The 22,851-nt window shown below is 66.8% G+C and carries 29 protein-coding genes and 5 pseudogenes; 11 read left to right on the forward strand and 23 right to left on the reverse strand.

Annotated features, from left to right (window positions below):
- Window positions 1-181 precede the first annotated feature (181 nt).
- From ACFV8T_RS14880 to ACFV8T_RS14895, 4 genes and pseudogenes are all read left to right on the forward strand, one after another.
- Window positions 182-439, forward strand: a complete 258-nt coding sequence (locus ACFV8T_RS14880; RefSeq protein WP_385327577.1) for a DUF5133 domain-containing protein — start codon at window positions 182-184, stop codon at window positions 437-439.
- A 100-nt stretch (window positions 440-539) separates the two neighbouring features.
- Window positions 540-1,375, forward strand: a pseudogene (locus tag ACFV8T_RS14885) (TIGR03557 family F420-dependent LLM class oxidoreductase).
- A 15-nt stretch (window positions 1,376-1,390) separates the two neighbouring features.
- Window positions 1,391-2,053 carry a HemK2/MTQ2 family protein methyltransferase gene (locus ACFV8T_RS14890; protein ID WP_385327579.1) on the forward strand — a complete coding sequence of 221 codons (663 nt, stop codon included), beginning with the start codon at window positions 1,391-1,393 and terminating at the stop codon, window positions 2,051-2,053.
- Window positions 2,054-2,111: 58 nt separating this feature from the next.
- A complete protein-coding gene (locus tag ACFV8T_RS14895) occupies window positions 2,112-2,294 on the forward strand; it encodes a CDGSH iron-sulfur domain-containing protein (protein WP_385327581.1) in 183 nt (60 codons plus the stop codon).
- On the opposite strand, the gene ACFV8T_RS14900 is transcribed toward ACFV8T_RS14895, so the two are convergent.
- From ACFV8T_RS14900 to ACFV8T_RS14945, 10 genes are all read right to left on the reverse strand, one after another.
- A complete protein-coding gene (locus ACFV8T_RS14900) occupies window positions 2,274-3,251 on the reverse strand; it encodes an iron-containing redox enzyme family protein (protein ID WP_385327582.1) in 978 nt (325 codons plus the stop codon). The genes ACFV8T_RS14895 and ACFV8T_RS14900 overlap by 21 nt on opposite strands.
- A gap of 461 nt (window positions 3,252-3,712) precedes the next feature.
- The gene (locus ACFV8T_RS14905) at window positions 3,713-3,886 is read right to left on the reverse strand and encodes a CsbD family protein (protein ID WP_266424262.1); all 174 of its coding nucleotides are present in this window, start codon (window positions 3,884-3,886) and stop codon (window positions 3,713-3,715) included.
- A gap of 16 nt (window positions 3,887-3,902) precedes the next feature.
- The gene (locus ACFV8T_RS14910; RefSeq protein ID WP_385327584.1) at window positions 3,903-4,310 is read right to left on the reverse strand and encodes a gas vesicle protein K; all 408 of its coding nucleotides are present in this window, start codon (window positions 4,308-4,310) and stop codon (window positions 3,903-3,905) included.
- Window positions 4,300-4,548: a gas vesicle protein gene (locus ACFV8T_RS14915; protein ID WP_385327586.1), complete on the reverse strand. Its 249-nt coding sequence runs from the start codon at window positions 4,546-4,548 to the stop codon at window positions 4,300-4,302. The genes ACFV8T_RS14910 and ACFV8T_RS14915 overlap by 11 nt, the downstream gene beginning before the upstream one ends.
- The gene (locus ACFV8T_RS14920; RefSeq protein WP_385327588.1) at window positions 4,545-5,360 is read right to left on the reverse strand and encodes a GvpL/GvpF family gas vesicle protein; all 816 of its coding nucleotides are present in this window, start codon (window positions 5,358-5,360) and stop codon (window positions 4,545-4,547) included. The genes ACFV8T_RS14915 and ACFV8T_RS14920 overlap by 4 nt, the downstream gene beginning before the upstream one ends.
- The gene (locus tag ACFV8T_RS14925; RefSeq protein ID WP_385327589.1) at window positions 5,357-5,812 is read right to left on the reverse strand and encodes a gas vesicle protein; all 456 of its coding nucleotides are present in this window, start codon (window positions 5,810-5,812) and stop codon (window positions 5,357-5,359) included. Before ACFV8T_RS14925 ends, ACFV8T_RS14920 begins: the two co-directional genes overlap by 4 nt.
- Window positions 5,813-5,894: 82 nt before the next feature.
- Window positions 5,895-6,146, reverse strand: coding sequence for a gas vesicle protein GvpG (locus ACFV8T_RS14930; RefSeq protein WP_259930026.1), 252 nt, complete (start codon window positions 6,144-6,146; stop codon window positions 5,895-5,897).
- Between the two features lie 9 nt (window positions 6,147-6,155).
- On the reverse strand, window positions 6,156-6,869 hold the full coding sequence (locus tag ACFV8T_RS14935; protein ID WP_385327590.1) for a GvpL/GvpF family gas vesicle protein: 714 nt from the start codon (window positions 6,867-6,869) through the stop codon (window positions 6,156-6,158).
- 3 nt (window positions 6,870-6,872) lie between these two features.
- Complete coding sequence (locus ACFV8T_RS14940; RefSeq protein ID WP_385327591.1) at window positions 6,873-7,328, reverse strand: gas vesicle structural protein GvpA; 456 nt, start codon at window positions 7,326-7,328, stop codon at window positions 6,873-6,875.
- Between the two features lie 90 nt (window positions 7,329-7,418).
- Entirely contained in the window at window positions 7,419-7,814 is a 396-nt protein-coding gene (locus tag ACFV8T_RS14945; RefSeq protein ID WP_385327593.1) for a gas vesicle protein, read from the reverse strand.
- 468 nt (window positions 7,815-8,282) lie between these two features.
- On the opposite strand from ACFV8T_RS14945, the gene ACFV8T_RS14950 reads away from it, so the two are divergent.
- Window positions 8,283-8,438: a DUF6131 family protein gene (locus ACFV8T_RS14950; RefSeq protein ID WP_229846355.1), complete on the forward strand. Its 156-nt coding sequence runs from the start codon at window positions 8,283-8,285 to the stop codon at window positions 8,436-8,438.
- Window positions 8,439-9,364: 926 nt separating this feature from the next.
- On the opposite strand, the gene ACFV8T_RS14955 is transcribed toward ACFV8T_RS14950, so the two are convergent.
- Both ACFV8T_RS14955 and ACFV8T_RS14960 read right to left on the reverse strand, forming a co-directional pair.
- Window positions 9,365-10,417: an SRPBCC family protein gene (locus ACFV8T_RS14955; RefSeq protein ID WP_385327594.1), complete on the reverse strand. Its 1,053-nt coding sequence runs from the start codon at window positions 10,415-10,417 to the stop codon at window positions 9,365-9,367.
- A 6-nt stretch (window positions 10,418-10,423) separates the two neighbouring features.
- Entirely contained in the window at window positions 10,424-11,320 is an 897-nt protein-coding gene (locus ACFV8T_RS14960; protein ID WP_385327596.1) for a histone protein, read from the reverse strand.
- 897 nt (window positions 11,321-12,217) lie between these two features.
- Between ACFV8T_RS14960 and ACFV8T_RS14965 the strand changes: the two are divergent.
- Window positions 12,218-12,409, forward strand: a pseudogene (locus ACFV8T_RS14965) (IS30 family transposase); the annotation flags it as partial.
- Between the two features lie 34 nt (window positions 12,410-12,443).
- On the opposite strand, the gene ACFV8T_RS14970 reads toward ACFV8T_RS14965, so the two are convergent.
- The 3 genes and pseudogenes from ACFV8T_RS14970 to ACFV8T_RS14980 form a co-directional block, all read right to left on the reverse strand.
- A complete protein-coding gene (locus ACFV8T_RS14970; RefSeq protein ID WP_385327597.1) occupies window positions 12,444-12,890 on the reverse strand; it encodes an SRPBCC family protein in 447 nt (148 codons plus the stop codon).
- 112 nt (window positions 12,891-13,002) lie between these two features.
- Window positions 13,003-13,158: a DUF6131 family protein gene (locus ACFV8T_RS14975; protein WP_164495245.1), complete on the reverse strand. Its 156-nt coding sequence runs from the start codon at window positions 13,156-13,158 to the stop codon at window positions 13,003-13,005.
- Between the two features lie 431 nt (window positions 13,159-13,589).
- Window positions 13,590-13,934 (reverse strand): annotated as a pseudogene (locus tag ACFV8T_RS14980) (transposase); the annotation flags it as partial.
- Window positions 13,935-14,223: 289 nt separating this feature from the next.
- Between ACFV8T_RS14980 and ACFV8T_RS14985 the strand changes: the two are divergent.
- Window positions 14,224-14,586, forward strand: a complete 363-nt coding sequence (locus ACFV8T_RS14985) for a transposase (protein WP_385327897.1) — start codon at window positions 14,224-14,226, stop codon at window positions 14,584-14,586.
- A gap of 25 nt (window positions 14,587-14,611) precedes the next feature.
- Here the strand turns inward: ACFV8T_RS14985 and ACFV8T_RS14990 are convergent.
- Window positions 14,612-14,919, reverse strand: a pseudogene (locus ACFV8T_RS14990) (IS5/IS1182 family transposase); the annotation flags it as partial.
- Window positions 14,920-15,010: 91 nt separating this feature from the next.
- On the opposite strand from ACFV8T_RS14990, the gene ACFV8T_RS14995 reads away from it, so the two are divergent.
- Window positions 15,011-15,388: a DUF6221 family protein gene (locus ACFV8T_RS14995; RefSeq protein ID WP_385327598.1), complete on the forward strand. Its 378-nt coding sequence runs from the start codon at window positions 15,011-15,013 to the stop codon at window positions 15,386-15,388.
- Here the strand turns inward: ACFV8T_RS14995 and ACFV8T_RS15000 are convergent.
- Window positions 15,322-17,124, reverse strand: coding sequence for a hypothetical protein (locus ACFV8T_RS15000; protein ID WP_385327600.1), 1,803 nt, complete (start codon window positions 17,122-17,124; stop codon window positions 15,322-15,324). The genes ACFV8T_RS14995 and ACFV8T_RS15000 overlap by 67 nt on opposite strands.
- Window positions 17,121-18,182, reverse strand: a complete 1,062-nt coding sequence (locus ACFV8T_RS15005) for an ATP-binding protein (protein ID WP_385327601.1) — start codon at window positions 18,180-18,182, stop codon at window positions 17,121-17,123. Before ACFV8T_RS15005 ends, ACFV8T_RS15000 begins: the two co-directional genes overlap by 4 nt.
- 318 nt (window positions 18,183-18,500) lie before the next feature.
- Here ACFV8T_RS15005 and ACFV8T_RS15010 point away from each other — a divergent pair.
- Window positions 18,501-18,650: pseudogene (locus tag ACFV8T_RS15010) on the forward strand (transposase); the annotation flags it as partial.
- A 53-nt stretch (window positions 18,651-18,703) separates the two neighbouring features.
- On the opposite strand, the gene amaP reads toward ACFV8T_RS15010, so the two are convergent.
- The 5 genes from amaP to ACFV8T_RS15035 are packed head-to-tail and all read right to left on the reverse strand — an operon-like array spanning window position 18,704 to window position 21,132.
- Window positions 18,704-19,300: an alkaline shock response membrane anchor protein AmaP gene (gene amaP / locus ACFV8T_RS15015; RefSeq protein ID WP_385327603.1), complete on the reverse strand. Its 597-nt coding sequence runs from the start codon at window positions 19,298-19,300 to the stop codon at window positions 18,704-18,706.
- A gap of 8 nt (window positions 19,301-19,308) precedes the next feature.
- A complete protein-coding gene (locus ACFV8T_RS15020) occupies window positions 19,309-19,989 on the reverse strand; it encodes a DUF6286 domain-containing protein (RefSeq protein ID WP_385327605.1) in 681 nt (226 codons plus the stop codon).
- On the reverse strand, window positions 19,986-20,438 hold the full coding sequence (locus tag ACFV8T_RS15025; protein WP_385327607.1) for an Asp23/Gls24 family envelope stress response protein: 453 nt from the start codon (window positions 20,436-20,438) through the stop codon (window positions 19,986-19,988). The genes ACFV8T_RS15020 and ACFV8T_RS15025 overlap by 4 nt, the downstream gene beginning before the upstream one ends.
- Before the next feature lie 5 nt (window positions 20,439-20,443).
- Window positions 20,444-20,665, reverse strand: coding sequence for a hypothetical protein (locus ACFV8T_RS15030; RefSeq protein ID WP_385327608.1), 222 nt, complete (start codon window positions 20,663-20,665; stop codon window positions 20,444-20,446).
- Between the two features lie 38 nt (window positions 20,666-20,703).
- Window positions 20,704-21,132, reverse strand: a complete 429-nt coding sequence (locus ACFV8T_RS15035) for an Asp23/Gls24 family envelope stress response protein (protein ID WP_385327609.1) — start codon at window positions 21,130-21,132, stop codon at window positions 20,704-20,706.
- 180 nt (window positions 21,133-21,312) lie between these two features.
- Between ACFV8T_RS15035 and ACFV8T_RS15040 the strand changes: the two genes are divergently transcribed.
- Together ACFV8T_RS15040 and ACFV8T_RS15045 are read left to right on the forward strand one after the other, a co-directional pair.
- A complete protein-coding gene (locus tag ACFV8T_RS15040; RefSeq protein WP_385327611.1) occupies window positions 21,313-22,155 on the forward strand; it encodes a hypothetical protein in 843 nt (280 codons plus the stop codon).
- Window positions 22,152-22,697, forward strand: a complete 546-nt coding sequence (locus ACFV8T_RS15045) for an I66 family serine proteinase inhibitor (RefSeq protein ID WP_385327613.1) — start codon at window positions 22,152-22,154, stop codon at window positions 22,695-22,697. The genes ACFV8T_RS15040 and ACFV8T_RS15045 overlap by 4 nt, the downstream gene beginning before the upstream one ends.
- The last annotated feature ends 154 nt before the right edge of the window (window positions 22,698-22,851 follow it).

Consider the following 22,851-nt stretch of genomic DNA (forward strand, 5'->3'; position numbering starts at 1 on the left):
TCGGCGGCCCGGAGCTATTGCAACGCCAGGTCGCCGAGGCTGATTGCCCCACCCTGTTTTCATCATGTCTCCCATTGAGGAAAGCGCCCGTCTCGACTCGGGTTTACGAGTGGTGCCGGCGACCTCACGCGTGGGCCGTCACCCAGTCGGCGTGGGCCGCCACCCAGCCCAAGGAGCCGCGATGTTGCACCCGGACAAATCCCTGGTCGTTTCGCTGCTGCGGCGCTATCGCGCATGGGAGGTTGTCGTCCTGGCAGAGCCGCACGACCTGGCTAGCCGCCGACACCTCGAGGATGTCGCGTACACCTTGTGTGTGCTCATGGGGCAGCGCACCACCCGCGATGCGATTTCCGAAGCCGAGTTCTACCTCGGGTGGGACCGATCGGTGGTGCCGGCTGCCGTTGTGAGGTCGCGGGACGGCGGAAATTCGGCCTCGTGAGTCCTCGCGGGCCCGGGGCGAGCGGCCTCGTCAAATGACCCGGCTACCCCGTAGTCGGACAGCTCGTGTTCGGAACCCAGGACTCGCCAAGGAGTGTTCCATGGTGCTGGTCGGATACACACTGATGACCGAACAGGCCGGTCCGCGTCAGCTCGTCGAGCATGTGGTGGGCGTCGAGCGCGCCGGCTTCGACTACTCCGTCGCCTCGGACCACTTCTTTCCGTGGCTGGACTCCCAGGAGCACGCCCCTTACGCATGGAGCGTGCTCGGCGCGGCCGCACAGGCCACCTCGCGGATCCCGTTGATGACGTGCGTGTCGGGCTGGCCCGCAGCCCACGTTCGCATGGAGATGCTGGAAGAGGCCGCAGAAGTCATGCGCGCACTCTTCGACGGCCGCGATGTGCGCGATCACGGCACCCGTTTCGACGTGGAGAACGCCAAGCTCTGGGATCTGCCCGAGGAGCTGCCGACGATCGGGATCGCGGTATCGGGGGAACGGTCCTGCGAGATCGCCGGCCGACTGGGCAATCTTGTCATTGCCACCGAGCCAGGAGCGACCTGCTGGACGCTTTCGACCGACACGGCGGTACGTGCAAGCCGCGGGTCGGCCAGCTGCCGCTCTGCTACGACACCGACCGGGATGCGGCGGTCGAACGGGCGCACGACCAGTTCCGCTGGTCGTGCGGCAGCTGGAGGGTCAACGCAGAGCTCCCCGGGCCGGCCGGATTCACCGGGGCCTCCCAGTTCGTGCGCCCGGACGACATCGCGGATTCCGTCCCATGCGGTGACGACATCGGCACCTTCGTCGAGGCAGTGCGTCCCTACGCCGTGGCGGGCTTCACGGAGATCGCCCTGGTCCAGGTCGGCGGTGACCATCAGCAGCCCTTCCTCGACTGGGCGGAGAAGACCCTTCTGCCCGCCCTGCGTGATCTCTGAGAGCCGGACGCGACAGTGAAACTCCTCCAGCCTCCGGGTGTCTACATGCCACAGGAAGACACAGCCATGCTGATTTCCGCTCTGCGGCGCGAGCATCTGTCACCCGGCGCGGAGGTACTCGACGTGGGTACTGGTACCGGCGCCGTGGCGATCGCCGCCGCCCGCCACGGCGCTGCCCGGGTGATCGCCATCGACACGTCGGCTGCGGCGGTGCTCACGACACGACTGAACGCACTGCTGTCGGGGCACGCGCGGGCCATCCGGGCCAGCCGCGGTGATCTGACGGAGCCTGCGACCGGCCTGAGGTTCGACCTCGTGCTGGCGAACCCGCCGTACGTACCATCCGCGAACGTCCGCATGCCGCGCCGCGGCATTGCTCGGGCCTGGGAGGCGGGGATCGACGGCCGGGCGGTACTCGACCGGCTCTGTGCCAAGGGCCCCGCTCTACTGCGCCCCGGAGGTGTGCTGCTCGCGGTCCACTCCGTGCTGAGCAACCCAGCGATGACCCTGGCGCGGCTGGCTGAAGCCGGATTGGACGTGGCTGTGACCGACCGCCGGTTCGTTCCCTTCGGGCCTGTCCTGCGAGAACGGGCCGACTGGCTGGAGACCCAGGGCCTGATCGAGCGCGGCCAGGAGGCAGAGGAGCTGGTGGTGATCCGTGCAGAACGGCCGTACTGAACCGGAGACCGCACCTCGGGCAGCCGCACGGCGCGTCATGCAGGAGCCCGGCGGACCCATGCTTGTGGAGGGGCCGGTCGAAGTGGTCCAGGAGGATGGCCGCATTGCACGCTCGGACCGGCCTGTCGTCGCACTGTGTACCTGTCGGCGGAGCCTCATCTTCCCTTGGTGCGACACGAGCCACCGCGGCCGGAAGAGGCCGAAAGCCCCGCCGTCGGCCTCAGAGCGGCACACAGACTGAGGACTCGCCGCCCCGCCATGCGCCGAGCAACTGCTCCCCGAACCGGTCTTCCAACCATCCCGTGGCTGCGATACCGAAGGCGACGTCCGGTGCCAGATCCGGCTCCTCCTGGAGCAGACCGGCGACGACCTCATGCCGTACGAGCTGCTCATGCACGGCGTCGGCCTCCACATGCTCCGCGTAGAAGTGGATGGCCGCAGGCCCGGCACCGGCCCGCTTCAATGCCTGAGCGAGGCGCCGCGCCCCTGGTGGCGATGTGGTCTCCACTGAGGCGAAGTGACCGACCAGCGCACCACGGTGTGAGCGGTGGAGTCCAAAGAGTGACATGAGGTTGACGGTCGCGAGCATCTGCCGAGAGCCGGCGTCGAGGTAGCGTCCGTACGAGGCGTCCAGGTCGAGGTCCGCCATCAGATCGGCGAACAGCTTCGAGTGGACCTGTTCTGCCCGTCCCGCTCCGAATTCGTCGTACTCCACAGCGGCCATTCCTGCCTTGGCCCGGCCCGTCAGGCGCGGGATCACCCACACGTGCGGATCGGCCTCCTTGAGGTGGTACAGCGAGCGGTGGGCGGCATACTCGCGTAGATGCCACAGCTCGCCCTCGTCCCGCAGGAAGTACGACACGCCGTCGGCATCCGACGGCTCCAGAACGAGTTCGTCCAGCGCGCTGCCGATGTCCTCGGCCACCGGCACGTCAGCGCGCAAAGCAGCCATGAACTCCCGCTCCAGCGCGGCACGTACCCTGAGCAGTTCCGGGTCCCACTCCCAGGCGCCGTCCACACCGTCGAAGCCGTGGTAGTGCAACTCGTAGCAGAGGTACAGGGCGAGTTGGAGGTCATCGTCGTACGGGTCGGTACCCGCTACCAGGTGTATGTCGGGCAGGCTGCGCCGACCTGGTTCCCGGCCGAGCGCCTCGATCAGAGCGGCAGATACCTCGCCTCGGGCTTCCGGGAGCCTCACGGTCTTCCCTTCCTTGGCATCTCCATCGCTTGCGACTGGTCTCCCCGCTTCGCGTTCCACCTCGTTCACATCGGAATCAGGATCGCTCACAACCAGGATTTCCGCATCGAGTGGAGAGCGGAGAGCTTCGCCAGGGCTTCGGACTCGGAGCAGCCCACAACGGCGACTCTGACGGGCATGTGCTTGCCCACACCCGTCGACGTTTACCGAAAGAGCGGCCGGTGGTAGCGGATACCTTCGCCAGGCACATTCCTTTCAGCGGCCCGTCGCATGTCCGTTCCACCCGGACAAACATGAAGTGAGCGAAGACAAACGCCCTCCTCAGCGCCTCGTACACCGAGCGCGCACTGTCCCGCCGCCATTTGTGCCGATTGCAACGAGTCTGCACTTGCTCCGCTAAACGCCGACCCACCCCTGCTCGGAGTGTGTGTGGCAGCGGGTCAGTGCGGCGTTTCTTTCTTTCAGTGCCTGAAGGTGTCCTTGCCCTTCTCGACGGCCTGCTTCACTTTGCCCTTCATCTTTTGGGCCCTCCCCTTTCCCTCCAACCTTTCGTTACCCACGGCCCGCCCGACCGATTCCTTTGTTTTTCCCTCCGCGATCTTGCCAATGTTCTTGGACTTCTTTCCGATGCCCATTTTGTTCTCCCTGGGGTCATTCGGGTGGTGGCAGCAGAGTTCCGAGAGGTCCGAGATCCAAGTTGAGATCTTGCATGGAAAGGTCGTACCGAGAGCAGAGTTCAATCATACGACTGTGCAGAATCATCAAAGTTTCTCCGAGGCGCTCCTCCTGTTCCTCAGTGAGGTCTCCTGCGTCGACCCGCTGAAGGGCTTGGCGTTCCATGAGCTGTCGTAGCAGCTCGACGAGTGTGAGTACGAGTTTGATCAGATCCCGTTCCACCGTGTCCGGGTCGGTGGTGACCCGGTGGGCCGGCCTTCGCGCCGCCGCGCCGCCCCGGGGCAGGATGTCCTGCGGCACTGCGGGCAGCATGCGGAAGGCGCGGGCGGCGGCATCGGCGATCTCGTCGAGGCGGCTTCCGGGCGGACGGTCCTCACCTGTCATGGTCATCTCCTATGGGTGCTGAGATGGCATGCCACGGGGAAGGATTCTGTTCGCTGATGGAGACGATCAGCGCGCGCAGCGATATGCGTACGAGGTCGATATCGGCGATGGAGAGTACGACGTCACCGGTGAGGACCACGCCTCCGCTGAGCAACCGGTCCAGCAGGTCGATCAGTGCGATCTGCCGTTGCGGCAGCGGCTCCTCCGGCGTGGCCTCCGGCCTGCCCGCCGCCCTCACGGCGTGGCCCTCTTCAGCGGTTCGGCTTCGGCGAGGGTGGCGAAGGAGTACGGGGCCCACGGCCCGGTGACTTCGACGCGTACCCCGGGTAGTCCTTCTGCGGCCTGCATGGCATCGGCGCGGAAGTCCTCGGCGTGCTGCAGCGGCACAAGGTAGGCGTCGTTGATGACGTTCTCTCCCGGCCCGCGGGCGAGTTCGCCTTGCTGCGGCCGGTGCTGGACGCGATCAACCGCATAGGCGCGGGCAGCGGCCTCGACCCGCTCGGCTGCCTGTCCGGCGTCCCGGTAGGCGTCTTCGCGGGCGTGTCGCTGTGCTCTTCGCTGGCTGAGGTAGGCCCGCCCGGGGCTCAGACCCGCATCTGTGGGTGGGCCGGCCGGCCTCTCGGTCTCAGTGGCCGCTTCGACATAGATCTTGACGCCCCACTCCACCTGCGCTGCCAGGTCGTTCAGTCTGCCGGCAAACGTCTCGTGGCGAGCCCGGAGCATAAGTCGCACCCGCTCGTCGTCGAGGTATACCGTCGCCAGACGCAGTGGCAGGACGGCGGTGCGGGCGGCCAAGGCCTCGATCACCCGGTGATGGGCGCGGGCGACTGACTCCAGCCAGTCCAAGTCCTCAAGATGCGCTCGCAGCGCGGCTTCTTGGAAGTCCCGCTCGGGTACCGGGCTCACAGCGACGACCACATCGTCGCTGTGTTCTACACGCACTAGATGCACCGGCGCCTCCGCCACTCCAGGGAGCCCGGACAGAGCTTCTTCCAGCGATCCGTCGGCGTCCCGTGCTACGGCGTACGCGTAGGAGATCGTGGCGGTCATGGCTCGTCCCGCCTCTCGCCGCGGGGGCTGGGCTCTGCCCGTTTGGTGCGTGAGGTGCGTGAGGTGCGCCGGGGAGCCGCGGCGCGGCTCTCCTCGTCCTTGGCCCGTGGCAGCTCACGTCCCTCGCGCAGCGCCGTGATTTCAGCCTGCAGCCGCTTGTTCTCCTCGGCGAGTGAGCGGGAGCCGTCGTTGGCGCGTGACGACAGTGAGGGATCGTGCTCCCACCAGTCGATGCCCATTTCCTTTGCTTTGTCCACCGAAGCGATCAGCAGGCGCAGCTTGATGGTAAGCAGTTCGATGTCCAGGAGGTTGATCTGGATATCGCCTGCGATGACGATGCCCTTGTCCAGGACGCGCTCCAGGATGTCGGCGAGATTGGCCGAGGAGCCCTGGCCGTATGGGGCGGACCTGGACGGGAGGTCGCCCAGCCTCCTGGCGACGGGTTCGGTCACGGCCGCTGCACCTCAATTCCCTGGTGTCCCGGAGCTTCGACGGGAGCGCGTGGCAATGCGCCGGTTCCACCGGCTGCCGCGATCAGGTATCGACGCCCTGGACATGGGCCCTGATCTCGTCCAGCCGGTCCAGCAACTCGTCCTCGCGCCGGTCGAAGGTTTCCTCGTCGATGTCTCCCGCCACGAGCGCTCGCTCAAGTGCGGCAAGTTCCCGTTCGACGGGGGCTGGGTCGTAGTACTCGTTCTCCGCGGCCTCGACGACGCGCTCCATGACCCAGGCCACGCCACGCACCGGCGCCAGCGGAAGAGTCGCGAGTTGAGTCAACAGTCCCATGAGGACTCCTCAGACGAAGCTGTAGGCGGGCAGCGGGCCGACCAGTCGCAGGTCGAAGTCCTCGCCCAGTTCCTTGGCGATGTCCTGTTCCGCGCCGAGGAAGTTCTTCTCGTTGTCCCGCTCCACGAGGAAGGACACATTCAGGAAGTCGTTCCCGGTCGGCCGCGACGAGCGTTCTTCCCGCGCGAGTCCGCGCAGCGCATCGAGGACTGCGCTGGCGAGCCGATCCTGCCGCGCTTGTACCTCTTGGGAGATCAGCTCCCCGAGGGCAAGCGGAAGTTCCGGGCTGCTGCGGCCGCTTCTGATCTCCTCGTTGAGCTCGCGCGCCTCGTCGGACTCCCGAAGGATTTGACGCAACAGCGCATCCTCGTCCTGGGCGGCCTTCAGGTGGTATTCCACGCAGCCCTCCAGCGCCCGCAAGCGTTCGCTGAAATTATCCGTACCGTCCTCCAGGACCGCTCGCACAGCGTCGTCGTCCACGGTGGTGAAGCCGAACTGCAGTGGCAGAACGGTGCCGTCGGCCATCAGCTGTTCCTGGACGGCCTGGTGCGCGCCGAGGTCCCGGCGTTTGGGACGCAACTCCTCGGGCGCGTCGCTGACGACCGCGGACAGTATTTCGGTGCGCACCGTGCGGAGGGTCGCAGGCGGGTCCCCCACCCCGTGGAGGCCGTCCAAGCGCTGCGGATGGGTGGCCAGGACAATGGAATACACGTATACGGCCATGGTTCACTCCTCGCGGCGTCGGGCGGCAGGCCGACGCCGCGGCCGCTCCCGCCTCTCCTCGGGCTCCTTGCGCCTCTTTTCGTCCTCCTCGTCGTCGTGCCCTCCCTTCAGGGCGTCGGTCAGCACGTCAGCGGCCCCGCTCAGCGCACCCTTGGCCTTGCCATGCGCTCCGCCCTCGGTCACCTCGCCGACCAGGTCGGTCAACTGAGACGGAGCCTTGCGGCCCTCCTCAAGGTCGAGGCGGTTGCAGGCCTCCGCGAAGCGCAGGTAGGTATCCACGCTCGCCACGACGATGCGGGCATCGATCTTGAGGATCTCGATGCCCACCAAGGACACACGTACAAAGACATCGATCACCAGGCCGCGGTCCAGAATCAGCTCGAGGATGTCGTAAAGGTTCCCCGACCCTCCTCCGCCGGCCCTGGAAACGGTTCCTCCGCCCTGCGGCACCATAGTCATGGTGCCTCCTTTCAACAGCTCACGCGTGGCTCCGGACGAGGCCGCTTCCGTTCGTCCGTGGAGCGCCGGTGCAGCAGTGGCATTCCGGCCCTAGCCACGCGGGTCGATCTGGGCTCGGGTGTAGCGGCGGGTGCGCTCGTACGCCAGCAGTTCGCCTTCCTCGTCCAGCGTCACCCGGTAACTCGCCATCACGCTTGTAGTGCCGGGGATACGCTCCAGCTCCATAACTTCCACGTCCGCCTGCCAGCCGCCCTCCGTCGGCTTCACCGCCGAGACGGACTCGGGTGCTCGCCCCAAAAGCTCCTGGAGCTGCTCAGCCGCATACCGCATGGCTCGCGGGGCCGAAACCCGACGGGCCGCGCGCTTCGTTTCGTTCGTGCGGCTGCTGGCCCGTCCGGTGCTGGTTTTCCTGGCGGTCTTCTTGACGGGCTTCTTGCTGGACGGACGCCGGACGCGCCCTGTCTCGTCCTCTTCGCCTACGGCCATGTTTCCGCTCCGGAATCGGAGACGACATGATGCCCGCGTCACCTTCACAAGACGCCGTTCCATGATATACGGCCTGGGCTGACCGCATCTCGGAGCTCACACATTGCTTCAGCGCCGCGTGCAGCCTCCTAACCGCGTGCCGCAGCCTCCCCACTGGCTGCATAGCGCCATCGCTGCCGCACAAGAAACGCTGTGAGCGGTGGGGTGGTGGGCACGCTGTCTCCCGTGGAAGGAATCACTTCCAGTGAGGCCCTGGGCACTGACGACGCACGCAAACGGCGATCAGTATCATGCGCGTTTCGCAAGTGGTGGAACGCCGGTGTTCACTCTTGTTGACCTGTTCTTCGACGGCCCACCTTTGGAGAAAAAGTCATGGCAGGCGCATGTGCCCATTCCCTGAGCAGTTGCCCTTGCGGTGCGCAGGAATCACAGTAAGAAGAGAGGGCATGTGCAAGATCGGAGAACACCGTGATAATTCTCGGAATCATTTTGCTTGTCGTCGGGTTCGTGACCGGGATCTCCATACTGTGGACAATCGGGATAGTTCTCGCGGTTATCGGGGTTGTCTTGTGGATCTTGGGGTCGCTGGGGCACGCGGTCGCTGGTCGAAGGCACTACTGGTAGCCCGGCAGAGTCTCGCCACTCTGCGACTCGTACAGGAACCTTTTCTCCGCCTGTTTTCTCGCCTGTGGTTGGAGGCCGCCGCAGACTTCAGGTGCTGCGGACCCCGAAACACTTCGAGCAGGCCTCCGAACTGGTCACCGAAGGCATAGTCCCTGACCACGTCGTCTGCGGCGACGACATGGATAGGCGCGTGCGGGCGGTCCGCGCCCAAGTGGAGGCCGACTTTGGCGGGGCGCACGTCGACCAGATCGGACCGGACCAGCAGGGGCTCTACGACAAAAACTGGCGGCTGCGCATGGTTTGGTGTAGGCGCAGTTGGAAGCGAAGCACGGCGCCCGCAGCGCCGACTGTACGCGCTATGACAACAGGACGCGCTCGACCGGACGGCCGCTCTCTTCGCCGAACTGAACATCGACGCCGACCTGGAGCACTCACCGCCTCCACCTGCACACGGGATCCGCAGCACATCGACGCGGTCAGGGACGAGGCAGAGGCCGCACGGCGGGCAGGGCTCGACGCGTCCTCCGTGACCGACACGGAACTGCCCTTCGAGGTGGCCGGTGCAGTACGCGTGGCGGGGCAGTTACAGTCCCACCCGCGGAAGTTCCTGGCACGCCTCTTCCGAAGCAGAGCCACCTTTGGCCCCGGACGGAACCACGGACGTCAACGGCCGTCCGCGCCGCATCGTCGCCGGTATCCGCGAACGGCACCAGGGATTTCGAGGCGATCTCTGTGTCGTCGGCAGGTACATCCGTCTGCTCCGGCAGTCCGCAGTCCCGCCCCGCCGCACCGTCCGATGCCCAAGCCGCGCAAAGTCCTGCGGCGGATCACGACCCATCTGGATACGCTGCGGCCCGACAAGATTGGTCTTCTGCGGCCCCGAAACGGGTAGGCCCCTCTGCGTGAAGGCGACGCAAGTCACGGCGTCACCTCTGTCGTCCCCGCCCCCGGGAGGGGGCTTCTTCCCCTTCTTCTTCCTCGTATTCGCCTTCTTCTTCGTCCTCGTCCTCAGGCTCGTCCTCGTCCTCGTCCTCGTACTCTTCGTCGTCAGGCTCGTCCTCGTCCTCGTATTCTTCGTCCTCGGGCTCGTAGTCCTCGGGCTCCTCCTCGTAGTCCTCGTCCTCGGACTCCTCGCCTTGTGCGTCCTCCTGCTCGGCCGCCTCTTCTTCCATGGCGTCTTCGTGGGACACGACGACTTCACCGTCCCGGATTTCACCGCGCCAGCCCTCGGGCTCTTCCTGGGCGAGGGTGACGTATCGCTGAAAGTGCTTGAAGTCGAGTCGCATTCGGCGCCCTTGGGCACGCCACAGGTTGCCCGTCTTCTCGAAGAACCCGGACGGGTAGTACTCCACGACCAGGACGATTCGAGTCAGGCTGGGTGCCAGCTCATGGAAACTGACCGCACCACGGGTAGTTCCCTTGGCTCCCTCGGATGTCCAAACGATGCGGTCGTCGGGAATCTGTTCCTGGACAGTCGCTTTGAAGCCGCGCGAGGAAGGGCCGACTTTGACCTTCCAGTCACTGGACATCTCATCGTTCTTCGAGACGTCGCGAACGCCCTTCGCGAAGCTGCTGAACTGGTCGTACTGCGTCCAGTGGTCGTACGCGACACGCAGGGGCACTCCCACATCGAGAACCTCGATAATGTTCATGACCTTGCCGCCGCTCGACTTGCGTTTCCCCTTTCCGCCGCCGAACGCTTCCTTGACCTTCCCCACGACTTTGTCCTTGACGCCCTTGGCTTTCTCTCCGACGAATGCCTTCAGCGGGGAATCGCCCTGGAGAATACGGGAGCCGATCGCAGGAAGTGATCCACTCTCAGCCACATCGGTGAGCTGCCCAGTGACGTCGGTCAGTTTGTCACCCGCCTTCTCGGCGAGCCTCTCCACCTGTGCACTGAGGAACTTGGACGCCTCTTCGCGAAGCCGGTCCACACCCGACATTTGCGCCGTGGGCTGGTCTGTTTCCGTCCTGGTCATGACTGGCTACCTCCGACGATCGGCGCGCTTGGACGCTGCTCGCTTCGACGACGTCGTCTTCCGGGCGGCGGACTTCTTGGCCGGAGCAGTTTTCTTCGCAGCCGTCTTCTTTGCCGGGGCCGTCTTCCGGGCCGCGGACTTCTTGGCCGGAGCAGTTTTCTTCGCAGCCGTCTTCTTTGCCGGGGCCGCCTTCCGGGCGGCGGACTTCTTGGCCGGAGCAGTTTTCTTCGCAGCCGTCTTCTTTGCCGGGGCCGCCTTCCGGGCGGCAGACTTCTTGGCCGTCCGAGGCTTCTCTCCATGGGCGGGAGCGGTCTTCTTGCGCGCCGCGCCTCCTCTGGGCTGGGCTGATTGGCGAGAACTGCGGCGCTGCTTCGACTGCCTCGCTTCCGGCTCTTCCTCTTCCTCTTCCTCCTCGTATTCCTCTTCTGGCTGCTCTTCCTCTTCTTCCTCTTCCTCAGCCTGGCCCTCTTCGTACTCGGCCTCCGGTTCTTCCTCTTCCTCTTCCGGTTCCTCCTCTTCCTCGTACTCCGCGCCTCCCTCTTCCAGCTCGTACTCCTCCTCGTCCCCCTCTTCCTCCCCCTCATCCTGCTTCTCACCGAGCCGGGCCGTACGGTCACTGATGGCGTCGGCCAGCGAACTCATGCCCCGGTCGGCGGCGGCAGCCACTGCCTTACGGCCTGCGTCGAAGACTTCCCCTTTCAGCTGCTCCTGCAGCTCGGCGAACTGGGGCATCTCTCCTAGTCTGCGCATTCCTTCGGCGGCAAGCTGTCGGGGTTCCAGGCCGAATCGTCTCCCTGCCAGGTACGTTGCAATGGTCAGGGCCAGCCGGCCCTTTTTCGTCCGGCCCAGCACATAGCCGCCCACTACTGCGGCCGCGAGGGTCACCTTGGCTGTGTCATCCATGAGTGCGTCACCTTCGATCGTTCGGTGCGGGGCCGACCTAGCCGGTCGAGCAGCCGTCCCTCTTCCCGATTCGAACTCCCTACGTGCCGATACATCCGCCTTCAAGTTCCCGGATCAGTACAGGCAGCTGGGCACGGAGCACTCCCGAGTCGTACAGTTCGCGCTCGACAGTGTCGCTGAGCTTCCGCCGCCCCGATCAGACCGCGGACCGGTGCGATGGGGAGCGTGAGCAGCCCCGTGATCAGTCCCATGGCCGGACTCCGGCGGCCTCAACGTGAGTGCCTGCAGCGGGGACGAAGTTGCAACAAGGCAGCAGGCCCGCAATACGCAGCTTGACGTGTTCGCGGTGCGTGTTTCCAAATCGCTCCGCCGCGTTTCGGAAGTCGTGGCTTTCGCCGCGGGGCTGTCGTTCTTCTGCCATGCATTCAAGTCTGATCGGTATCGGGCGCCTCGCACCTTGAGCGGAGCCAAGGGCTGTCAGCCGGGGTGGGCGGCTGCTGTGTGGATCGATGATTTGGGGGTGCAGCGGACGACGGCACGAGCCCATCCTTCATCTCCGTGGGGCCACGGTCTCCTGGCCACACGTAACGCTTTCGCCGCGACCGTCCAATCCCTTCCGCCGGGCCGTTGGCGTTCCCTGCCCTGTGACCAGGGCGTGAAGATGGCGGCCCACCAGCCGTGCAGCAAGTCCACAGATATTCGGTCTACTTCCGCTATCCGGCTAAGGCTGTCCCGTAATCCCTGGTGGATCAGCGTGCGGCGTCGGATGCGGTGCATCGCAAGGCAGAGGGACGCCCGAAATGTATTCGGGCGTTCCGACAACGCGGCGAGGTGCCGTAGCTGTCGTCGCGCGCCCGCCAGGGATTACGGGACAGCCCTTGGCTAAGCTTCCGTTACCCCGGGCGGCGTGGCTCGAAGAAGAACACCAACGGCCTGCTGCGACGGCATTTCCCCAAGGACATTGACTCGTCCCACACTCCTGAGCAGCTGGAGGTGATGCCCTCCGAACTCAACAGCCGACCACGAAAGACGCTCGACTGGTCAACCCCAGACGAGCGTCTCGCTGAGCTACTGGACCCAGCCAGCTGACCAGCAGTTGGGGCTGGTCCCCTCAGCCTGTCACTCACCCCGTGTCCTGAGGCATTCCTTCGACGACTTCCGCAAGTCGCCGCAACATGCTGCGGTGCCGGATCTGTGCAAAGGCGTCGACAACTGTGTTGTGGAGACTCCCTCCCAGGCCGCGCAGTGGATGCTCGTCGAGAATGACCAGGGTCTTCTCGCCCCACGGCCGGATGTCGAATGCTATCCGTGCCGTACCCAACGGCCCTCCCTGCACTTCGAGTTCCAGCGCGCGCGGGGCGTCGAGACGACGGACCGTCGTGCGTCCGTGGAACTCCTTCGGCCCCACACGCACCGTGTATTTGAACGACGATCCGACTTCCGGCCAACGCCCGTTGCCCGGGGCGGAGTCCAAGGTCCCCACCACCCAGTCCGCGTACCGGCTCTCGTCCTCCAGAACCGCCCAGAGTACGGACGGTTCCCGGGCGATGAGCTGATGCCGTACAGCCATGTGTGCTCCCATCCGGGACGCTGAATGGCACGCGGCATCCGAGCACCCCCACATCACAGCCCCCGCTGGACATCACGGTGGCCGCGTGCACGGAGATCCGGAGCAAGCGGCACTACCAGTAGTGCCGTCGACCGCCCACTGCATGCCCGACGGCACCCAGGATCCAAAGAACGATGCCGATCGCGACGAGCACGATACCGATGGTCCACAGGATCGATATGCCGGCCACCAGACCGATGACCAGCAGAATGACGCCGAGAATGATCATGGCGTCCTCCGTTCTCCCAGGTCTTTTCAGTATGCGCCTCACACGTATGCACGGCGATGCAGACCGCTGGAATCCGGTGCTTCCGCATGGCCGTCATCATCGCCCGAGCGCTCGTCACCAGCGATGCCATGACGCGACTCATCGGCTTCTGGCAATCATCCTGAAAGCGCGATTCAAATCGAGGGGTATGGCCCCGTCTGCACGAAACTCCATGGCGGCATCTCGCGTAACGGAACCCGCTCCAAGACGGTACTGACCGACATTTCGACCCCATGAAGACCAACGCCGTTTCGGTTGGAGTGATGAGTCGTCGCTGCTCGTCAGCCGTCGGGTGGGCGAGGTGATTTGGCTGTTTGGGCATGGCGGAGGCCCGGCACGGCGGTCGGGTTCTCCAGGGTCCTTCGGGTCGTGGGCGGGCAGGGGGTTGTCGGTCAGCCGGCAGGTCGGGGCAGTGCGGCAAGGCGATGGAAGGCGTGGGCGAGTTCGTTTCTCCATGGCCAGGTCGCCGATATCCGCAGGTGGAGGCGTCGGCCGCCTCGGGTGAGGCGGGCGGCGGCGTGCAGCAGTCGGTAGCGGAGCCTTTTCGGTTCGGCAGTGGCCGGTTCGCCGTTCAGCAGCAGGACGCGGGTCCGGGCCGGCAGGCCGATCGCTGTGAGGCTGAGTTCGAGCCAGACGGCGTTGATGGCGAAGTCCCAGGAGGGGAAGCGGCCGAAGCCGGTGGTCTGGCCGCATCGGATGTGGTCCTCGACGGTGGCATGCCCGCGGTGACGGGCCTCCCGCTTCTTTCTCGGAGTGGCAGGTGATCAGCGTGGCATCGAGGTCCAGGACCAGCCCCGGGCAGAGCGCGTCCCGCTTCGGGCAATCTTCCGCGCGGACTACCCGCGTCAACCGCTGCAGGTCGAGCAGGCACTGGGACAACAGGCAACAGCGCTCGTCCGCCAGGTCGATGCTGCATGCAACAGCGTCGCTCAGCTCGCGACAGCGACGGAGGCGGCATTCCTCGCGCACCCAGATGCCGAAATCACTACGAGCCTCCCTGGGCTGTCCGTACTTTCCGGAGCGCGAGTGCTCGCCGAGATCGGAGATGACCGCGAACGCTTCGCGGATGCCCGCGCCATGAAGGCGTACGCGGGAGCGGCCCCTGTCACGCGGTCCTCTGGCCGCAGCCACGTCGTGGTGGCACGGACCGTCAAGAAACCAGCGGCTGGCCTCAGCCGGGCGCATGTGGGCCTTCGCAGCCCTACGCACACAGGCTCCACGCGCCCACTACGACCGACGGCGCACTGGTGGAGAGCGCCATACGGCAGCTCTCAGAAACCTGTTCAACAAACTGCTCGGCTGCCCCCACCACTGCCTACAACGCCGCACGCCATTCGACCCCGATCGTGCCTTCACAGCACCCCTGGAGCTCGCAGTCTGAGCGCCTAGTTGACCTACCAGCGACATGAGATGTCTTCGACCGCTCGGCGACGGTGTGGTCGCGGGTCGGGACCAAGGTGCCGTCCACGACAAGCACGGTGCCCTTGGCGAACCTCTTGCGGGGCCGGAGCGCCAGCATGGGCCCGAGATGGTCGATGATGCGGTCGGCTGCGAACTTCGACACCCCGAAAAGCGGGTCGAGCCGGCGCATCGTCATCCCTTGCGGGCGACGTCGGCGCCTTCACGCCGTAGAGCCGTCACGACCTTCCCGAAGGTATGCGGGCTCAGCCCGGCGAACGGGGTCATCCAGGACGGCTCAGACGCCGTGATCACACCAGCCACGACAAGATCGTTTCACCGCCGACCCGCGAGGGAACGCGCTCGGGCGACAGAAGCAAGTGACGGCACCCAGCAGAACATCGAGGATGTCCCCATGACTGAACACCTGGTGACGTTCCTCAGGACACGGCTGGATGAGGAGGCCGACCTGGCCCGGCGCTGCGACGGCGACGGATACTGCGGAGAGCGGTCTGTCCAGGGGAACACGGTTGATTTCTGCCAGGTAGAGCTCTCAGACTTCCACCCCACGATCGCCCCGCATGTGGCTCTGCACGGCCCGGCCCGCGTTCTGCTTGAGGTCGAGGCCAAGCGACGCATCCTGGCCCGTCACGTCCTCGGTCCGGCCGGGGGCGCCCCGGAGCTACCGCAAGTTCGAGGAGGCCTTGCCGTACGCGGCCCTGCCGCTCAGCGCACCCGGAAGACCGGTCCGCGCGGGGTGAACGGCAGCCCCGCGCCCTCCGGGATCAGGTAGGCGTGCTCGCGGCGGACCCGCAGCACGTCGCACCAGCCGTCGGTGATCACCAGGACGGGGGCCGTCGGCGGGAAGTCGTCGGCCCGCTGCAGCAGGTCGATGCCGGGTTGCAGGACCGTGCCGCCGCGCCCCCTGACCCGTACCCGCCCGGCGATCTCCGTCGGCGCCAGGTACCCGGCGTCGTAGGCGGCGGCGTCGCAGAACACCACTCGGGCGGCCGGCACGTCGCGGGCCTCGGCGTAGGAGGCTATCGCGCCCAGTGCCTTGGCGAGCAGCGGGCCGGACATCGAGCCCGAGGTGTCCATGACGACGCCGAAGGTGCAGCGGGCGACCTCCTCGGGCGGGAAGTAGCGGCCCGCGCGCGGGATGTCGGGGGTCGAGGCCTGGCGCCGGGCGGGCCGGGAGTAGCTGCGTACCGGCTCGGGCCTGGGCACGAACTCGTCGAACCAGCGGGCCAGTTGGGCATCCCACGGGACGGGCGGATGGGCAAGTGCGCGGATCTCCTGGACCAGTCCGGCCGGTAGCAGGCCGCGCTGTCGGTCGGTGTGCAGCTGGTGGCCCTGGACGAGGGCGCGCCGGTAGAACTCGTCGAGGTCGACGGGGTCGGCGGTCCGGCCGGGCAGTGGTTCGCCCAGGATGTCGCCGGCGCCCTTGCCGCGCAGGGTCGCAAGGCGTCGGCCACGCCGCAGCCCGGTGGCGATCCGGTCGTACACCTCCTCGGTCGACAGACCCTTCAACTCGGCGTCGTACAGCAGCCCTTCGGGCATCGCGCCGACGCTCATCTCAACCAGCCAGCCGTTGATGACGTAGTCGGCGGCGACGTTGAAGAGATAGTGGTCGCGGGCGCCGCGGCGCCCGCCGTGGCGCAAGGCGGCGTGCAGCATCTCGTGGGCGAGGATGAACTGCCACTCCTCGTCCGTGAACCGCTTGAGCGGGTTGATGTAGATCTCGCTTGCGGCGGCGTCCACGGCGGCCACGGAGATGTCGTGCACGCGGGCGAGTTCGGCGTCGGCGACGACGGTCAGTCCGGCCGCGAGGCCGCCGAGCAGCGGGTAGGTCGAGACGAACCAGTTGAGGGCGCGGTCCCAGGGACGCTGGGCGACGCGCTCACCGGTGAGCCGGTCTCGGCGGCCGCCCGCGACGTCCATCGCGGCGGAGACCGTACGGGTCAGGGCGTACGCGAAGGCGAGTTGCCGGTCGGGCAGGACGGTGTCCCAGTGCGGCCACTGGACCAGCAGCTGGTCGGGTTCGCCGTCCGCGGTGCCGCACCGCTCGTAGGCGGCCGGGACGCCGGTCTTGCGCCAGCGGGCGGCGAGCTGCTCCTCGTCGCCGTCGGGGTAGCTCTCGGGGAGGTGGTCGGGGGCGGTGCCGATGGGGAAGGTGGCGAGGAAGCGGTTGACGACGGTGCAGCGGGCGGCGAGGTCGAAGCGGTCGGGCTGTTCGCGGGGCTCCTTGGCGGCGGGGAGGTGGCCGAGTCCGAGGTGGAGGAGGGCATGGGCGAGCGCCCAGGCCCACTCGCCGGGTTCGGCTCGGCGCGTGGGGTGGACGTGCACCCGCCCGTTGGAGTCTGCCCGGACGAGGCCCTGGCCAGGGGCGTCGGCGTTGCCTTTGGTGCGGACGAAGTTGGCGTCGACGGCTGCGAGGGCGGGGTTGCGGCGCACCAGGTCGGCGCCGGCGGCGAAGGCCTCGGCGGCCGGGTCGGGGCGGTCTGCGCCCTGCTTGCGGGACCGGCTCAACGCCGGGCCTCGACCAGGCGCGGCATGTCGCGGGCGGCCTCCACCAGGAACCAGGCGGGCAGCACCGGGTTGCCGTCGGCGTCCTCGGCGATGACGGTCTGGGCGACCTCGACGGAGATCTCGGCGAGCTGGACGAGCAGAGACTTGGCGCGGTAGGAGGTCTCGCGCACGGTGGCCGAGGCGTGCTCGCGCCGGGCCGGGAGCTCCTTGACGAGCCGTCCCCGAAACGCCTCGGCGAGGTAGTAGAGCAGGTCGCGGTCCTCGATGCGGCGGGGCCAGGAGGCGTCTCCCTTGATGATCGCCTCGATGCCGTAGGTGTGTCGCACGATCTTGGCGTACCCGCAGAAGGAGACGGCATGGGCGGGGGTCAGCGTCCCGTGGGCCACGATCTTCAGTGTCTCCTCGTCCAGCGCCGGCCCGAAGGAGTGCAGCGCGTCGGAGAGCATGTGCCAGGAGCGGGGCGTGGAGAACGGCTCCTCGGTCTTGGGCGGCTGCGACCACAGGTGGTCGGGCCGGTCGGCGAGGTAGTCCACCACCCAGGGGTGGATGCCGTTCTCGCCCGCCCACACCAGCCAGTCGATGGCGGAGGCACGCAGGTGGACGTGGGTGAGGCGGTTGACGAGTGCGGAGGCGATGGGACGTGCCAGGGCGTTGTCGGTGGCGCGGTTGCCGGCGCCGATCACGATCGAGCCTGCCGGGAGCTCGTAGTTGCCGATCCGGCGGTCGAGGATGAGCGAGTAGAAAGCCTTCTGCACATCCGGGGTCGCGGCGTTCAGCTCGTCCAGGAAGAGGCAGTACGGCTCGTCGCGGGCGATTGCCTCCGGCGGGCAGAACACGGAGCGGCCGTCGCGGATCTGCGGCACGCCAATCAGGTCTTCAGGGGCGAGCTGAGTACCCAGCAGGCTTACACACTCCAGGCCCAGGGAGTCGGCGAACTTCCTCACCAGGGAGGACTTCCCGATGCCGGGGGCACCCCAGAGGAATACCGGGCGGACTGTGGCGAGGCCCAGGAGGAGGTCCGGGATCTGGGTAGGGGTGACGGTTACTGCGGCCTGCAAGCGGTGGGCTCCTCCGAGGGGATTGTCCTGTTCGCCCAGCGTATGGGGCTGGTGGGGGCAGTCGCACCTGGTTTTCCCCTGCTCTGCCGATGTGCCGACTCGCTGAGCAGCCCCGCCGGCTACAACTGGCGTGGAAGGGAACTACCTTGAGGGCCGCCCGATCCGCTTGCACGGCCACCGGCAGCGCCACCACCTCGGCACGGGTGCGGTAGGTGACGCGGCGCCCCTGCCGTTCGGCGTGGACGACCACTGCGCCTGGAGAGCGTCCGGATCACGAAGGCGGTCAGGGACTCGGGTGCTGCCACGGTCCAAGAGCTCGCGCACCGGAAAGTCCATGCCCGCGTCGAGCACGCCTTCGCCCGGATGAAGACCTGGAAGATCCTCCGCGACTGCCGCCTCAAGGGCGACGGCGTCCACCACGCCATGCTCAGCATCGCCCGCCTGCACAACCTCTCCCTCGCCGGGTGACGAAGGCACAAGCAAGTCAGCGAACACGTCGTAGATCATTTACGGAACAACGCTCAGGCGACGCGGCGGGCGCGGTGGCGGACTTCCCGGAGCCGGACCTCCAACGGGAGGCGGTCCAGGCCTGCCGAGTCCCGTGCGTGTGCGAGCGTTTCCCCGCTCAGTTGCTCCAGAGTCCGCGCCGGTTCTGCGTGAGGCTTGAGCAACAGCCGTACTCGTGCGGCCGGAGCAGCACGCCGACCCGTCAGCCGCACATGGGCCCGCGAGATCCCATCCAGCACCTGCGCCTCTTCCTCGATTGCGTCCTCCAGCGCACGGCCATTGAGTCGGGCCGCCGCGTCGCCTTCGCTCTCGATGAGGACCTGGCCCAGCCGGTGTCCGCGCAGCTGCGCCAGAAGCCACCAAAGGAGCAGCGCGAGAAGCACGACGAGCACCGCAATGACGGTCGGCCACCACCAGTCCTCCTCCCGCCACCGGGCGCGTCCCCAGGTGCCCAGCAGGACATCCTCCGGGCCTCGGAAGGGCCACCAGCCCGGCATGTCGAACCCCCAGTGGCGCTGCAGATCCAGCCCACCGAGCAGCACCCCGCCACCCAGGGCGAACAGTCCAAGGCCGAGCAGTCCCAGCAACACCCGGTTCGCTGCCTTGAGCATGGGACATCTCACCCCTTCTTCGGGCGCCGGACGCGCAGGTCCAGCGTGGGCTTCCGGGCGAGACCCAAGTTCGTTACGGCTTCGCTCAGCGCGGCGTCCAGATCCGCGTGAACCTCGTTGAGGTCGCGGAAATGTGCCTGTGCCCGGGCTTTGACCTTCCGGCGGCCGAAATCGACCCGTGCCGATTGCACACCGGACACCCGTACGGCCCGGTCGCGCAGATTCAGTGCTGCTGCGTGGCGGTCGAGCCCGGCGTGGACCTCCCCTGTTCTGGGGATTCCGGTGGGCTGCCGCATGGGTAGCACTCTGCGCAGTCCCGGCGTCACCGCCAGCAGGAAAAGCCACAGGCCAAGGGCCATCGCCACTGCGGCCCCGACGGTCATCCAGACGTCATGCAGCGGTCGTGTGGCCAGTTCCTCGGCGAGCCGCCGTCGCCAGCTCATCCCGGGCCGGTCTGCCCGCACCGAGACCACGTCGTACAGGAGCAGCCCAATGCCTGCGACGGACAGCAGCGCCACAATGGCTGCGGGAATCCGTCGCGCGGACCAGAAGCGGCGCGCCGACCGGCGCGATTCGTGGACCGCGGCTGTCGCGCCCCCAGTGGGGGTACTTGCGGATGAAGTTGCCTGTCCCGTACCGGAGGGAATGTCGCCATCGCCGGTCGGCTGCCGCCAGGTGTTCGAGCTCATCTCACTCTCTCCCGGTCTCTATGCCGCGAGTGCACCGGGTGCAGCCTCTCGACCGACACCGTGAGTTCGGACACGTCCATGCCGGCCCATGTCCTGAGCTGCTCGATGACCTCGCGGCGCACCGCAGCGCACTGAGCCCCGATGTCGGACGGATAGCCGAGCTCCACGGCAATGCGCATCCGTACTTCGCCGAGCACGTCCGGACGGCCATGAGTGGGATCGCCGCCTCGTCCTGCGACGTGCTCGTTCCGCTCCGGTGCCCCCCGTACAGACGTCGTCACGCGTGGCGTCCGGTGGCCGGTCGGTACACTGCGGGCCGAATCGGTGAACCGGCCCAGCGCCTCGCGGGCCACGTGGGAAGCGATCTTCGCGACGACATGGTCGGAGACCGTGGTCGCACCCCGCTCTCTGCGAGGAATGCCCGGACGACGATCGACGTCACTGGTCACTGCCGTCAGTCTCCCTGAGCCCGTCGCCGGCTGTCGCGCACCCGCTGGTGGTCGTCATGGCGGCGGCGGATGAAGTCACCCGGCTCGAGATCACCTTCCATCAAGCGCCCGGCGACAAGTCCGACGGCGCCCAGTACCAGCACCAGCAGGAAGGCCCAGAAGCCACCGAAGTACCCGGCGAAGCCCAGTGCCATTCCGGCAATCAAGCCGACCACAGCCTTGCTCATCACTCGCTCCTTCACTCAAGCGGGCTGCTCCCCCTTGGCTACTGGACCCGCTGCTGCTCCTCTTCGTCCTCCTCGTCGGGCAGCTTCACGTCGCTGACCGCGATGTTGACTTCCACGACTTCCAGGCCCGCCATCCGCTCCACTGCGGAGATCACGTTCTCGCGCACGTCACTGGCCACGTCCGTGATGGAGACGCCGTAGTCGACGACGATCTCCAGATCGATGGCCGCCTGCACCTCTCCCACCTCGACACTGACCCCGCGCGTGACGGACTTGCCACTACCTGCGCCGGGCATCCGCTCCCGCATGGATCCCATCGAGCGTGCGAATCCACTACCCAGAGCATGGACGCCGGGCACATCGCGTGCCGCCATTCCGGCGATCTTCTCTACCACCACGTCGGCAATGGTCGTCCGGCCGCGAGAGCCGGGCGCACGGCCGTGCTTTCCGCCGGTGTTCTCAGTCATCGGGCTGTTCCTCCCTGAAGGAGATCACCAAGGCACTCTTTAACAGGATTATATTCGTTTTAGCGGTATCTATCAGAGTGTGAGCCATGAGACGGAGTGGTTCAACGAGTGGTACGAAGTGCCCCTGCCCAGAGCTCCTGCGGAATCGGGGCACAATACGGGAGGAAGAGAACCGCGGCCATGGAAGCGGGTGAGAGTCCGGTGAAAACTGAGGCATGGATGCAGGCAGTACGGCGCCATCTCGACCTGGGTCGGCTGCTCCCTCTCGGCGGGCCTGACGACGGGACGTGGATCACCGAGCAAGCGGCCGTCCGGGCCCTTGGGCGCACGGCCGCCGAGATTCCCGGCGTTCGGCTGGAAAGCCTGCGCATCGGACCGGCATCGCTCGGCCCCGTGTCCGAGCCGTCCGTCCGTCCGCCGGCCAGCGCGCTGCCGCCTGGCCCGCTCAGGATCGAGGCCGCATTCACCGCATTCATGGGGGAGCCGCTTCCCCGCACCGCGGAGCAGTTGAGGAGCGCATTGCTCAACGTGGCCGCTGAAAGGCTCGGCCTGGCCACTGAGTCAGTCGATCTGCGCGTCACGGATCTCCACGAGGGCCCGGAGAGAGTCGTCAGGCCACAGACCGCAGAGAACGCCATGGGGCCCCCACCGGAGGCTGCAGCCGCGCGAAGCTCGCTCCCAACGACCGGAACGGGACCCATGCGGGGCCCCATCGGGGAGCTGGCCGCTGTCGCAGCGGCTGTTCCGGGCGTGGCCCGCCTCACCGCCGTGCTGGGAAGCCGCCCGGTCAAAGTGGAGCAACATGACCATCCGCCAGGTCGGCACATCGAGGTCCAGCTTGCGGTCGCACCCGGGTACCATCCGCTGGAAGTAGCCCGCGCCGTCCGGGCGGCGGTAGCCGACGCAGCCACCAGTGACACCTCGGGCCCGGTCACCGCCGCCGTCCTCATCGCAGAAACCGCGGCCCCCCAATTCGTTGACAGGACGATCTTTGTCGACGAGCGAGGGAGTAAGGCGACATGACCGCATCAGGGGAGCTTGGTCGCAGGACTGTGCTGAGGAGTGGTGCCGCAGGACTGGCTGGTCTGGCGTTCGCGGCGACTGCGCCGTCTGTGGCTCGGGCGGCTGAGCTCACCTGCACGATTGAACTGATGCAGGGTCACGCTGTCGTGATCGACCACCTGCTGTTCGCTGCGCTGCTCCCCGATCCTCCTGCGCAGAAATGGATCATTACGCATGCTCCTGGTCACGATCGGAACGTGTTCACGATCGAAACGGCAGATCGGCGTGCGGGATGGGTGCTTCCGAGTGCCGAGCCCAAGGAGCAGATCGCGGTACGCCCGTTGATCGTTGGTCCCAGCGTCCCGCCGTTCTACCCCTCCAATGAGTTGTGGGTCATCACCCCTGCTTCCGGCCAGAATGAGGGCTCCTACTTCATCACGTCCAAGGTGAACGACCTCGGTGTGGGAAGGGCCCCGATTGAAGACCACTCCCTGAACCCCAAGGCCGTCGTGACGCGCCCTGCAAACTTGCCTCCGTATCCCGTAGTCATCCGGAAGGCGTAGCTCGGTACTCGGCTTCGGGGGGGGGGGAGGCCCCTGGGGCGCCCACAAAAACGCCCCCCCCCCGCCTCCCCCGGGGGAATGTGCTTTCCCCCCCCGGAGGGAATAGTTTTTTTCGCCCCTTCGCATCTTGGGGGGGAGGGGGTTTTTTTTTTTT

Source organism: Streptomyces sp. NPDC059832 (assembly GCF_042731715.1).
In the GTDB taxonomy this organism is placed as follows: Bacteria; Actinomycetota; Actinomycetes; order Streptomycetales; family Streptomycetaceae; genus Streptomyces.